Source organism: Streptomyces sp. NPDC001415 (genome assembly GCF_053597395.1).
The window spans coordinates 1-11,456 of the sequence record NZ_JBSFIE010000069.1 but is presented as its reverse complement, the minus strand read 5'-3'; the positions used below and the strand labels follow the sequence as shown (position 1 = coordinate 11,456).

Below are 11,456 nucleotides of genomic sequence, written 5' to 3'. Positions count from 1 at the left end.
CCGGCGGCTCCGACTCTATCAGATCCTTTCGGGCCTGATTTCCGGTCTCCCGGGTCCAAGTCGGCTTGTCTTCCCGGCTGTTGGGCCGTTCCGACGAGTGAGACATTAGCGGAATCCTGGCCCCCGACGCCAATCGGGGTGCGTTCTCGAACGCGGATTCCTCATTTCGCAAAAGCGCACGAAAAACGAGACGACGAGGTGTCGTTCATAAGAAGTGGTTGATGCGGAATGGCTGTCCGGGGACCGACCGGAGTCGGCGCTCACGTCGGACAACTCGGAGAACACTACGTACCGGGGATGGCCGTGTCAACCCTCGGCCAGGGGCCGGCGGAGGTCTCGTCCAGGGGGCTCGCACGCCTTGGACCTCGTGCTTTTGGCTGAGGCAGGCCTGGCGGGACGGCCGATCTGGTGGTCCCGTCGTGCGCCCTAGCTTGGCAGGTATGAGGTCTCTTCTTCGGATTGCCGTGGCCGCTGCGACCCTCCTCGTGCTGGGGATGGCCGTGGGGTCCGGCGCCGCCTACGCCGTGGACGGTGACGAGCACGTCGCCCGCATGCGGCTGCGGGTCGTCGACACGGTCAATGAGGAGACCCGGGTCGAGATCGAGCGGGCGCGGGCCGGCCTCGCCTCGTCCGGCGAGTTGGCTCGGCTTGAGGAGAAGTTCCGGGAGGGGAGGCGGCTCGCTGCTGACCTGCGGGCTGTGCGGGCAGTCCCGTCGCGCGGCGGCCACGGGACGGACTCCGCCAGTCATCCGGCCGGGGACAGTCATTCAGCCGGGGACGGGAACAGCGTGTTCCGAGCTGCGCGGACGGCTCTTCCGCATACCCCCGCTGGGGTGCTGAGCCTGGTGGGCGGGGGCGCGCTGGCGCTGGTCGGCGGGGGTGTGGCCGCCGCTGTGGTGCGGCGGCCGCGCGAGAAGGCGTAACCGGTCAGCTGTTGCCGGAGGCCAGTTCGCGGCTGCGGTCGCGGGCGGCTTCCAGGGCTGCGATGAGGGCGGCCCGTACGCCGTGGTTCTCCAGCTCGCGGATGGCGCTGATGGTCGTGCCCGCCGGGGACATGACCGCCTCGCGGAGCTTCACCGGGTGCTCGCCGCTGTCGCGGAGCATCACCGCGGCGCCGATCGCGGACTGCACGATCAGGTCGTACGCCTGGGCGCGGGGCAGACCGAGGAGGATTCCCGCGTCGGTCATCGCCTCGACCAGGTAGTAGAAGTACGCCGGACCCGAGCCGGAGAGGGCGGTTGCCGCGTCCTGCTGGGATTCCGGTACGCGCAGGGTCTTGCCCACTCCGCCGAAGATTTCCTCCGTATGGGCGAGGTGCTCAGGCGTCGCGTGGCTGCCGGCGCTGATCACGGACATACCCTCGTCGACCAGTACGGGCGTGTTCGGCATGACGCGTACGACCGGAGTGCCGGCGGCGAGGCGGGCTTCGATGAAGGAGGTCGGGATGCCGGCCGCGGCGCTGACCACCAGGCGGTCGCTCGCGACGTGCGGGGCCAGCTCGTCCAGGAGCCTGCCCATGTCCTGGGGCTTCACCGCGAGGATCAGGGTGTCCGCGCGCTTGGCGGCCTCGGCGTTGGTGACCGCGTCCACGCCGTAGCGGGCGTTGAGTTCCGCGGCGCGCTCCGGACGGCGGGCGGTGATGAGCAGGCTGGCCGGGTGCCAGCCGGCCCGGATCATTCCGCTGAGGAGGGCCTCGCCGATCTTGCCGGTGCCGAGGACTGCGACGGTCTGGGTCATGCGGTCACCCTCCAGGTGGTGCGGCGTTTCCTGACGTCATCCTCGCATCGGGGGCGAGTGCCTGAAGGGGGCGTCCGATGGGCGGTACGGCTGGGGTCCGTCCCGCGGATCCGGTCGCCGTCGAGGTGCCCAGGCCTTGTAGCGCGTCCCGGACAAGGTCCGCCGGGCAGGCCCTAGAGGGTTCGGCGGGGCAGGGTGGCTGCGCCCAGCGTGAGGACCAGGAGCGCGATCGCCGCCACGATGCCGGTGTCCTTCGCGAACGTGGCCGTCGCGTCCGGGTGGTGGAGGACCTGGGTCATGGCGTCGACGGCGTACGACATGGGCAGGACGTCCGAGATCCAGCGCAGGACCGGCTGCATCGCGTCGCGCGGGGTGAACAGGCCGCACAGCAGGAGCTGGGGGAAGATCACCGCCGGCATGAACTGGACCGCCTGGAACTCCGACGCGGCGAACGCCGAGACGAACAGGCCCAGGGCCGTGCCGAGCAGGGCGTCCAGCAGGGCCACCAGGAGCAGCAGCCACGGGGAGCCGACCACGCTCAGGTCGAGCAGCCAGACGGAGATGCCCGTCGCGATGAGCGACTGGAGTACGGCCAGGGCGCCGAAGGCCAGCGCGTACCCCCCGATCAGGTCGCCTTTGCCCAGCGGCATGGCGAGGAGGCGTTCCAGGGTGCCCGAGGTGCGTTCGCGCAGGGTGGCGATGGAGGACACCAGGAACATCGTGATCAGCGGGAAGATGCCGAGCAGCGAGGCGCCGATGCTGTTGAAGACGGCGGGGCTGCCGTCGAACACGTACCGGAGCAGGATGATCATCAGGGACGGGATGATCAGGAGCAGCGCGATGGTGCGCGGGTCGTGGCGCAGCTGACGCAGGACGCGGGCGGCGGTCGCGAGGGTGCGGGATGCGGTCATGAGCGGGCCTCGGGGTGGGCTGCGGCGGTCGTGGGAGTGGCTCCTGGTTCCGTCATCGGGGTGCCTCGGGGTGGGTGGCGGCCTCGTCCACGAGGTGGAGGAAGGCCTGCTCGACGGTTTCGGTGCCGGTACGGGTGCGCAGGTCGTCCGGGGTGTCCTCGGCGAGGAGGGCGCCTTCGCGCAGGAGGAGCAGGCGGTGGCAGCGTTCCGCTTCGTCCATGACGTGCGAGGAGACCAGCAGGGTGGTGCCGCGGGTGGCGGCGATGGTGTGGAAGAGGTTCCAGAGGTCGCGGCGCAGTACGGGGTCGAGGCCCACGGTCGGTTCGTCCAGGACGAGCAGTTCCGGGGTGCCGAGCAGGGCGACGGCCAGGGAGACGCGGCTGAGCTGGCCGCCGGAGAGCCGGCCCGCGAGGTCGTCGGCGTGGCTGGTGAGGTCGACGTCGGTGATGGCCCGGGTGACCGCTTCGGCGCGGGCCGCGCGGTGGGCTCGGCCGGGGTTCAGTACGGCTGCGAAGTAGTCCAGGTTCTGACGAACCGTCAAATCCTGGTAGACGGACGGGTCTTGGGTGACGTAGCCGATGCGCTCGCGCAGGGCGGGGGTGCCCGCGGGGCTGCCGAGGACGGTGAGGGTGCCGGTGACTTTCGCCTGCGTACCCACGATCGCGCGCATCAGGGTCGACTTTCCGCAGCCGGAGGGGCCGAGGAGGCCGGTGATGCGGGCGCGCGGGACGGTGAAGTCCAGGGCCTTCAGGACCTGACGTCCGCCTCGTACGACGGTGAGGGCTCGGGCTGTTACGGCGGGGCCGGCTTGGGTGCCCGGAGCGCCTTGAGTGCCTGAGGTGGCTGGCTTGGTGTTGCGCCCTGGGGTGGTGCTGTTACCCGTGGGGTTCGGGTCATAATTCACCATGTGATGAATAGTGCGCCCGTCGGGTTCGGGCGTCAAGGATCGGGGGCTGTGGCGGTTGATCGGGGGGGTCGGGTGGCGATCGGGGGGCGGGTGGTGACCGTGGGGGTCGGGGGTGACCGGGGGGCGGGCGCTTCGTGTGGGGATTGGTGTGGCTCCGGGTTCGGGGGTCTTGATGGGGCCCGCGGTCAGTTGAGCGCCAGTTTCAGGTGGACCACGTAGCGCTCCTCCACCGTGCCGTCCGGGAAGAGTTCGCTCAGTACGTCGTGTTCCCTCGCCAGGAACCGCCTCGTCCGCGCCTCGCCCAGGACCAGGAACGCCGAGTGGCTTCCCAGGTTCGCCAGGTGGGTGGCGAGGGGGACCTTGCGTGTGTGGGGGATACGGCGGTCCGTGAAGTCCAGGCCGGAGACGTCGGTCCCGGGGTGGCCGCCTCGCTGTTCGCCCTCACCGTTGTGCGGCCGGAAGAGGTCACTGCTGTCCGGCTTGAAGAAGTCGTGGAGGCGGGCGTCCTGGGCGGCGACCCACTCCGCCGAGTGGTCCGAGATGTTCCACCACAGGGCGAGCGCGCCGCCCTCGCGCAGCACGCGGCGGGCCTCCGGGCCCGCCTTCGCCGGGTCGGTCCAGTGCCAGGCCTGGGCGTACGTGATGAAGTCCGCGGATGCGGTGGCGAGGGGGAGGTTGTTGCCGTCGCCCCTCACCAGCGGGATACCGGGGTTGTTCCTGCGGAACTCGGCGGCCATGCCGTCGCCGGGCTCCACCGCGGTGACCTTCGCTCCGCGGGCGTGCAGGAGGCTGGTGGCTATGCCGGTGCCGGCGCCGACGTCCGCGACCTGGGCGTTCTTCAGGGGGCGTCCGGCCAGCTCCTCCAATGCGTCGAGGAGGAGCGGGGGGTACGAGGGGCGGTTCGCGGCGTACTGCGCTGCGGCGGCGTTGAAGGAGAGGGCGCGGGTTGTCATGGGGCGAGTCTGCCGGGCGGGGTGATGGCTTGGGGGCGCGTTTTGCGATCCGGCCGACCGACGGTTGCGGGAGGCGGCACGTTCTGCGAACCGCCCGGTCCGCTGGTCTGGGAGACGGCGCGTTCTGACACCCGCCCGGTCGGCGATTGCGGGAGCGGCACGTTCTGCCATCCGGCCGACCGACGGTTGCGGAAGGCGGCACATTCTGCGAACCGCCCGGTCCGCTGGTCCGGGAGGCGGCGCGTTCTGACACTCGCCCCCGGCCCCGTTCCCGAAGGCGGCGTGCTCTGCCACCCGCCCGGTCGGCCCTTCCCGGACGCCTGTGTTGCCGCTCGGCACGCGGCCCGTCCCCGTTGTCACCCTGGGCGGGGCCCCGCCCTACTTCCGCTTCGGCTTCTTCCTGGCCGACGGGTTGCCCGTTCGGGTGCCCTTGCGGCGGGCGTACTGGGCGCGGGCCGTTTCGTACTCCTCGCGGTGCAGGCCCTCGCCGGGTGCCTCCGTGAACGTGCGGAAGAAGTAGGCCAGCAGCGAGCCGATGAAGCCGATGGCCTTCAGGCCCTGGAGCGAGCGGTCCGCCTCCGGGTCGGCCGGGCGGGCCGAGAAGCCGTCCCACGTCTTGCGGAACGCCAGCGCGCTGCAGATCGCGAACATCACGACCACCAGCACGTTCACGAAGGTGCCGGTGTTCGAGAGCTGCAGGCCCTCGTACGCGAAGCGCAGGACGAAGCACGCCGCCACCGCCGCGGCGAGCGAGCCGATCGCCGCGCCGGCCCGCCGCAGCCCGTACCCGTTGTCGTGGTCCACCCACGTCGTGCCGAAGAAACGGATGGGCTCGGGCTGGGGGCCCTCGGCGGCTTCGCCCTTGTTCTCGCTCATGGAGTCGATTATCCCCGGGCGCACTTTCAGTGGCCGGGCCCGTCGTGGGGGATGTCGAGCAGCAGGTCGGAGGCGCGGCCCAGGACTTCGCTGCGGAGGCGGCCGCCGTGGTCCGCGGCGAGGAAGTGGTGGCCGATAGCCGCGCAGAACGCGAGCAGGGCGCGGGCCTCGACCTCGTCCGGGTCGGGACAGAAGGAGCCGATCTTCTCGCGGAGCAGTCCCATGCGCCGGTTGTCGACGCGGCGCAGGCGCTCGGCGACCGCCTCGTCCCGGCGCGCCCAGTCGCGGATCGCGAGGTCGATGGGCAGCAGCCGCTCGGAGAGGGTCAGTTGGCCGGCCAGCCGGATCTTCTCCCGCTCGTCGCCGCCCTCGCGCTCGACGCGGTCGAGCACGTCGTCCACGCTCTCTCGCTCCCAGGTGTCCAGCATCTGTTCGAGCAGGGCGTCCCGGTCGGCGAAGTAGCCGTAGAACCCGCCCTTGGTCACGCCGAGCGCCTTGGCCAGGGCCTCGACGCGCACGGCGTCGACACCGCCCTCGGCCAGCGCCCGCAGGCCCTGCTCGACCCACTTCTCGGGCGGTGTGCGCAGTGCGCCCATGGCGTGTCCCACCTCACTTCCGAACCCGTCACCAAGGCGTTGTACGGCGCCGCACAACGGGTCTAGCCTCATCTTGTACGCCATCGTATAAGGGTGGTGGCGGAGGGGGTGGAGACGGCGGCTTCCTGCTGCCGCCCGCGCCCGCCGCCCACCCGCCGCCCGTCGCCTCGCGGCCTCGTCGCGGGAAGCGGCTTCATCGCGGGAAGCGGCTTCATCGCGGGAAATGGAGAGTTCACATGATCAAGTGGGCAGGCCGGCTCATCGTGTTCTTCGGCGCCGCACACACACTCCTCGCCCTGACGCTGGAAGGAGCCGCGCGCCACGCGGGGACGTGGTTCGGCGGAGGCCTGTGGGGGGCCGACTTCGCCGCGATGGACGCGGCGGACAGCGCGTGGTGGCTGAGCGTGGACAGCTTCGGCGTGCCACTCTTCCTGATCGGCCTGATGGTGCTCTGGCTGGACCGCCGGGGCATGGCGCCTCCGCCGTTCCTCGCCTGGGCACTGGTGATCTGGACCGTGGTCGGCGCCGCGGTCCTGGTCGCCACGCCGTGGCCGATCCTCCTGTGCGCGGACGTCCTCCTGCTGGTCGGGATCCGACGCGCCGCCCGTCGCGACGAACCCGCGCCCCGCTCCGGCACCGTCCGGACGCCGTAGGGATCACCGCAGAGGGGTGTCGTGCGGATCCACCTCGCCGAAGTGGCCGGTCCCGGCTACCCGCAGCGCGGCGCCACGTACCCGTCGCTCCCCGTCTTCACGTACGCGTCCGAGACGAATCGGCCGTTGCCGATGTTGTCCCAGATGTTCGAGGTGCCGTACGGGCCCGAGACCTGGGTGCCCGGCGTCTGGCAGTTCACCGGGACCGTGGCGCCCTGGGGCAGGACGTCGATGATCGAGTAGCCCGTGCCGGGGCCGCTGCGGACGTTCAGTTCGTAGCCGGGGGCCACCGGGTAGCGCTGGGTCCCGGTCGACGCGGACGGCATGGACGCGGACGACACGGATTCGGCTGATTCTGATCCCATGTGAAGCTCCCCCATCGGTTTCACTCTGCGTGCAACACGCAGGCTAGCAAGCCCCATCGGGCTCGTACGCCCCATCGACTAGGCTCCGCCGGGACGCGCGCGTACAACGGACACTCGGGGGTGGACCATGGCCTCGCCGCGCAGTATCGGGTTCGGGGCGGAGGGCATCGAGGATCCGGAATCCGTCGGGGCCTACCGGCTCGAATCCGTGCTCGGCTCCGGCGGGATGGGTGTGGTGCACCTGGCCACCTCTCCCTCCGGGATGCGGCTCGCCGTCAAGGTCGTGCACGCCCAGCACGCCGCCGATCCGGAGTTCCGGGCCCGGTTCCGGCAGGAGGTGTCGGCGGCCCGGCGGGTCAGCGGGGCCTTCACTGCCTCCGTCGTCGACGCCGACCCCGATGCCGCCCGGCCCTGGATGGCCACCGTCCACATCCCGGGCCCCACCCTCGCCGAACGCGTCAAGGACAACGGGCCGCTCCCCGCCGACGAGGTGCGCCGGCTCGGGGCCGGACTCGCCGAAGCCCTGCGCGACATCCACCGGGCCGGAGTCGTCCACCGCGACCTCAAGCCGAGCAACGTGCTGCTCGCCGCCGACGGGCCCAAGGTCATCGACTTCGGGATCTCACGGCCGTACGACAGCGATCTGCGGACCGAGACCGGGAAGCTCATCGGCACGCCGCCCTTCATGGCGCCCGAGCAGTTCCAGCGGCCTCGCGAGGTCGGGCCCGCCGCCGACGTGTTCGCCATGGGGGCCGTGCTCGTGCACGCCGCCACCGGGAGCGGGCCCTTCGACTCCGATTCGCCGTACGTCGTCGCCTACCAAGTCGTCCACAACGAGCCCGACCTGGACGGGGTGCCCGAGGATCTCGCGCCCGTGCTGCGCCGCTGCCTCGCCAAGGATCCCGACGACCGGCCCACCCCGGACGAGCTGATGTCCGCGCTCCGGTCCGCCGCTTACGGCTCCGAGGCCCATATTCCTACGCAGCGGTTCCGCAATCCTGTTCAGATCCAGGGCCCTGGTTCCGCCAAGTTTTCCAAGTCCGTCGAGTCCCCCGAGTCCGCCAAGTCCCCCAAGTCCGCTGGAAGTTCGGGCGAATCCGCCGATGGGTCTGCCCCCGCCGCCCCTGCGCCCTCGCGTCGGCGTGCCCGCTGGGCCGTCGCCGCGGCCGTGCTCATCGGGTTCGTCGGCGCAGGCGTGGTCGCCGTTCAGGCGCTGCCCGACGGCACCGGGACCGTCGCCGCCCCGGAACAGCATGCGGCGGCCCAATTCCGGCCCTGGAGCGCCCAGTTGGCCGCCACGGGGGACGGGAATCGTACGGCCTTCTGCTCGGCGGATGCGGGTGGCGGTGCTCTGTACTGCGCCGCGCCCGGGGTCGCCGCCGCCCGGCTCGATCCCGTCGGCGGGAAGGTTCTCTGGTCGGTGGCGGGGGGCGGCGGGCAGCCACTCTCCGACGACCTCACCCCCGTCGTGGCCGGCGGGCGGGTCCTGGTGCGGGCCCCGGGCGGACCGTTGCGGGCGTACGACGCCGGGACCGGGAAGCCGGTGTGGTCCGCCGACGTATCGGCGTACTCCGGAGTGCACCCCGCGGGCGACACCGTGCTGCTCGCCACGGCGGACGGACACGTCACCGCACTCAACTCCGTTACGGGCAAGGAGAGTTGGCGGAAGGCGATCGGAGGGCCTCGGGCTCAGTTCGTCGTTCCCGCCGGTGGTGGTGCGGGGGTGGCCTACGTCGCCACTCCCTCCGCCGACGGCCGCTCGACCTCCGTCGCCGCCCTCGATCCCGCCACCGGGTCCGTGCGCTGGCAGGCCCGGGCCGACGGGCGGCTCCGGCCCGTCGCGGCCGACGGCAAGGCCGTGTTCCTGCTTGCCACCGACCCCAGCGGGTTCACCTCGGCCGTCGTACGCCTCGACGCCGCCACCCACACCGCCCGCCGCGCCGCGCTCACCGCACCGCTCGACCAGGCGCAGGCCGGGGTCGACGGGGACGCGGTCTACCTGTTCGGGGCGGGCGGGGCGCTGGTCGCGGTCGACTCCGTGCGCGGCGGCGAGAAGTGGCGGCTCGACACGGGGGTGGCGCGCGCCTCACGGCCCGTCGCCTCGGGCGGCCAGGTGTATCTGACCGGCGCCGACGGCCGACTGCTCGCCTTCGACGCGCGCAAGGGCGTACTCGCCGGGCAGACCAACCCCCGCATGAACAACGGGCGTTACACCTTCACACCCACCCTGCCGACGCCGCTCGCCGCCGGGGGGCGGGTGTATGCCGCCTCCCCCGACGGGTCGGTCTTCGCGGTCGATCCCGGGGACATCGGGAGCTGGTGACGCTCCGTCAGGCGGGGTGCCCGTACGGGGCTCAGCCCAGCTTCGTCACGTCGCGGACCGCGCCCCGGTCCGCGCTGGTCGCCATCGCCGCGTAGGCGCGCAGCGCGGCGGACACCTTGCGCTCGCGGTTCTTCGGGGCGTACACCCCGTTCAGTGCCTCGCGGCGGGTCGCCAACTCAGCCTCGGGGACGAGGAGTTGGATCGTACGGTTGGGGATGTCGATCCGGATGCGGTCGCCGTCCTCGACCAGCGCGATCGTGCCGCCGGACGCCGCCTCGGGTGAGGCGTGGCCGATGGAGAGGCCCGAGGTGCCGCCGGAGAAGCGGCCGTCGGTGATCAGCGCGCAGGTCTTGCCGAGGCCACGGCCCTTGAGGAACGACGTCGGGTACAGCATCTCCTGCATGCCCGGCCCGCCCTTGGGGCCCTCGTAGCGGATCACGACCACATCGCCATGGGTGATCTCCTTGCGGAGGATCTTGTCGACGGCCTCCTCCTGCGACTCGCAGACGACGGCCGGGCCCTCGAAGGTCCAGATCGACTCGTCGACGCCGGCCGTCTTCACGACACAGCCGTCCTCGGCGAGGTTGCCGTGCAGGACCGCGAGGCCGCCGTCCTTGCTGTACGCGTGCGCCGCGTCCCGGATGCAGCCCTCGGCGGCGTCGGTGTCCAGGGTGTCCCAGCGCTCGGACTGCGAGAAGGCGGTCGCCGAGCGGACGCAGCCGGGGGCCGCGTGCCACAGCTCGACCGCTTCGTCGGACGGGGATCCGCCGCGCACGTCCCAGGTGTCCAGCCACTCCTTGATGGAGCGGGAGTGGACGGTGTGGACGTCCTCGTTGAGCAGGCCCGCGCGGTACAGCTCGCCGAGGATCGCGGGGATGCCGCCGGCGCGGTGCACGTCCTCCATGTAGTACGTACGGTTCTTGGCGACGTTCGGGGCGACCTTGGCCAGGCACGGGACGCGGCGGCTGATGGCGTCCATGTCGCTGAGGCCGTAGTCGAGCTCGGCCTCCTGGGCGGCGGCGAGCAGGTGCAGGATCGTGTTGGTGGAGCCGCCCATGGCGATGTCGAGCGCCATCGCGTTCTCGAACGCGGCGCGGGTCGCGATGGAGCGGGGCAGGACGGAGTGGTCGTCGTCCTCGTAGTGCCGCTTGGTGATCTCCACGACCGTGCGGGCCGCGTTCTCGTACAGGGCCCGGCGGGCGGTGTGGGTCGCGAGGACCGAGCCGTTGCCGGGGAGGGAGAGTCCGATCGCCTCGGTCAGGCAGTTCATGGAGTTGGCCGTGAACATGCCGGAGCAGGAGCCGCAGGTGGGACAGGCGTTCTCCTCGATGCGGAGGATGTCCTCATCGGAGATCTTGTCGTTCACGGCGTCCGAGATCGCGTCGACGAGGTCGAGCGTACGGACCGTGCCGTCGACCAGGGTCGCCTTGCCGGACTCCATCGGGCCGCCCGAGACGAAGACGGTGGGGATGTTGAGGCGCAGCGCCGCCATCAGCATGCCGGGGGTGATCTTGTCGCAGTTGGAGATGCAGATCAGGGCGTCGGCGCAGTGCGCTTCGACCATGTACTCCACGCTGTCCGCGATGAGGTCGCGCGAGGGGAGGCTGTAGAGCATGCCGCCGTGGCCCATCGCGATGCCGTCGTCCACGGCGATGGTGTTGAACTCGCGGGGCACCGCGCCCGCGGCCAGGATCGCCTCGCTGACGATGCGGCCGACCGGGGCGAGGTGGGTGTGGCCCGGCACGAACTCGGTGAAGCTGTTCGCCACGGCGATGATCGGCTTGCCGATGTCCTCGCTCGCTACACCGGAGGCCCGCATAAGGGCGCGGGCGCCCGCCATGTTGCGGCCGTGGGTGACTGTGCGGGACCTCAGCTCGGGCATCGTCGCTCGTCTCCTTCAGACAGGGGGCTGTCTGTGAGCCTACGCCGCCGCTCCGCCATCTGGACAGGGTGTCCGAATGGCGGGACCGGGGGTTCGCCATTTGGCCCCCGCCGAGGGGGCGCCCCTGGGGCTCCGCCCCAGACCCCGTTCGCGCCTTAAGAGCCTGTGTCTGAACCCCGCCCGGATCAGGCCGGGGCGTCTGGTGCGTGCGATCGCAAGGCGCCGGAGCGTCCTCGATGGGGGTACCCCCTGG

At 71.5% G+C, this 11,456-nt stretch carries 11 protein-coding genes; 3 read left to right on the top strand and 8 right to left on the bottom strand.

Annotated elements, in window-relative coordinates; all coding sequences use genetic code 11:
* Nucleotides 1–440: 440 nt before the first annotated feature.
* A complete protein-coding gene (locus ACWC2B_RS37825; protein ID WP_450724853.1) occupies nucleotides 441–923 on the top strand; it encodes a hypothetical protein in 483 nt (160 codons plus the stop codon).
* A gap of 4 nt (nucleotides 924–927) precedes the next feature.
* Here the strand turns inward: ACWC2B_RS37825 and proC are convergent, their stop codons facing one another.
* From proC to ACWC2B_RS37795, 6 genes are all read right to left on the bottom strand, one after another.
* Complete coding sequence (gene proC / locus ACWC2B_RS37820; protein WP_450724851.1) at nucleotides 928–1,737, bottom strand: pyrroline-5-carboxylate reductase; 810 nt, start codon at nucleotides 1,735–1,737, stop codon at nucleotides 928–930.
* A gap of 173 nt (nucleotides 1,738–1,910) precedes the next feature.
* Nucleotides 1,911–2,648, bottom strand: a complete 738-nt coding sequence (locus tag ACWC2B_RS37815; RefSeq protein ID WP_450724849.1) for an ABC transporter permease — start codon at nucleotides 2,646–2,648, stop codon at nucleotides 1,911–1,913.
* Nucleotides 2,649–2,700: 52 nt separating this feature from the next.
* On the bottom strand, nucleotides 2,701–3,555 hold the full coding sequence (locus ACWC2B_RS37810) for an ABC transporter ATP-binding protein (protein ID WP_450724848.1): 855 nt from the start codon (nucleotides 3,553–3,555) through the stop codon (nucleotides 2,701–2,703).
* Nucleotides 3,556–3,740: 185 nt separating this feature from the next.
* Nucleotides 3,741–4,508 (bottom strand): class I SAM-dependent methyltransferase, encoded by a 768-nt coding sequence (locus tag ACWC2B_RS37805; RefSeq protein ID WP_450724847.1) that lies wholly within the window; start codon nucleotides 4,506–4,508, stop codon nucleotides 3,741–3,743.
* A 378-nt stretch (nucleotides 4,509–4,886) separates the two neighbouring features.
* Nucleotides 4,887–5,384, bottom strand: coding sequence for a hypothetical protein (locus ACWC2B_RS37800; protein ID WP_450724845.1), 498 nt, complete (start codon nucleotides 5,382–5,384; stop codon nucleotides 4,887–4,889).
* 26 nt (nucleotides 5,385–5,410) lie between these two features.
* Complete coding sequence (locus tag ACWC2B_RS37795; RefSeq protein WP_450724843.1) at nucleotides 5,411–5,980, bottom strand: TetR/AcrR family transcriptional regulator; 570 nt, start codon at nucleotides 5,978–5,980, stop codon at nucleotides 5,411–5,413.
* Between the two features lie 236 nt (nucleotides 5,981–6,216).
* On the opposite strand from ACWC2B_RS37795, the gene ACWC2B_RS37790 reads away from it, so the two are divergent.
* Nucleotides 6,217–6,633, top strand: a complete 417-nt coding sequence (locus tag ACWC2B_RS37790; protein ID WP_450724841.1) for a DUF6463 family protein — start codon at nucleotides 6,217–6,219, stop codon at nucleotides 6,631–6,633.
* 56 nt (nucleotides 6,634–6,689) lie between these two features.
* Here ACWC2B_RS37790 and ACWC2B_RS37785 read toward each other — a convergent pair whose 3' ends face one another.
* Nucleotides 6,690–6,959: an SH3 domain-containing protein gene (locus tag ACWC2B_RS37785; RefSeq protein ID WP_450724855.1), complete on the bottom strand. Its 270-nt coding sequence runs from the start codon at nucleotides 6,957–6,959 to the stop codon at nucleotides 6,690–6,692.
* A 166-nt stretch (nucleotides 6,960–7,125) separates the two neighbouring features.
* Here ACWC2B_RS37785 and ACWC2B_RS37780 point away from each other — a divergent pair, with 166 nt between their 5' ends.
* On the top strand, nucleotides 7,126–9,321 hold the full coding sequence (locus ACWC2B_RS37780) for an outer membrane protein assembly factor BamB family protein (protein WP_450724839.1): 2,196 nt from the start codon (nucleotides 7,126–7,128) through the stop codon (nucleotides 9,319–9,321).
* Nucleotides 9,322–9,352: 31 nt separating this feature from the next.
* Here ACWC2B_RS37780 and ilvD read toward each other — a convergent pair whose 3' ends face one another.
* Nucleotides 9,353–11,203 carry a dihydroxy-acid dehydratase gene (gene ilvD, locus ACWC2B_RS37775; RefSeq protein WP_450724837.1) on the bottom strand — a complete coding sequence of 617 codons (1,851 nt, stop codon included), beginning with the start codon at nucleotides 11,201–11,203 and terminating at the stop codon, nucleotides 9,353–9,355.
* Nucleotides 11,204–11,456 lie beyond the last annotated feature (253 nt).

Coding starts and splice junctions, on each gene's coding strand:
- ACWC2B_RS37785 (WP_450724855.1), bottom strand. CDS start 6,959: ATGCCGTCCGCGTCGACCGGGACCCAGCGCTACCCGGTGGCCCCCGGC.
- ACWC2B_RS37825 (WP_450724853.1), top strand. CDS start 441: ATGAGGTCTCTTCTTCGGATTGCCGTGGCCGCTGCGACCCTCCTCGTG.
- ACWC2B_RS37795 (WP_450724843.1), bottom strand. CDS start 5,980: ATGGGCGCACTGCGCACACCGCCCGAGAAGTGGGTCGAGCAGGGCCTG.
- ACWC2B_RS37810 (WP_450724848.1), bottom strand. CDS start 3,555: ATGGTGAATTATGACCCGAACCCCACGGGTAACAGCACCACCCCAGGG.
- ACWC2B_RS37805 (WP_450724847.1), bottom strand. CDS start 4,508: ATGACAACCCGCGCCCTCTCCTTCAACGCCGCCGCAGCGCAGTACGCC.
- proC (WP_450724851.1), bottom strand. CDS start 1,737: ATGACCCAGACCGTCGCAGTCCTCGGCACCGGCAAGATCGGCGAGGCC.
- ilvD (WP_450724837.1), bottom strand. CDS start 11,203: ATGCCCGAGCTGAGGTCCCGCACAGTCACCCACGGCCGCAACATGGCG.
- ACWC2B_RS37780 (WP_450724839.1), top strand. CDS start 7,126: ATGGCCTCGCCGCGCAGTATCGGGTTCGGGGCGGAGGGCATCGAGGAT.
- ACWC2B_RS37800 (WP_450724845.1), bottom strand. CDS start 5,384: ATGAGCGAGAACAAGGGCGAAGCCGCCGAGGGCCCCCAGCCCGAGCCC.
- ACWC2B_RS37790 (WP_450724841.1), top strand. CDS start 6,217: ATGATCAAGTGGGCAGGCCGGCTCATCGTGTTCTTCGGCGCCGCACAC.
- ACWC2B_RS37815 (WP_450724849.1), bottom strand. CDS start 2,648: ATGACCGCATCCCGCACCCTCGCGACCGCCGCCCGCGTCCTGCGTCAG.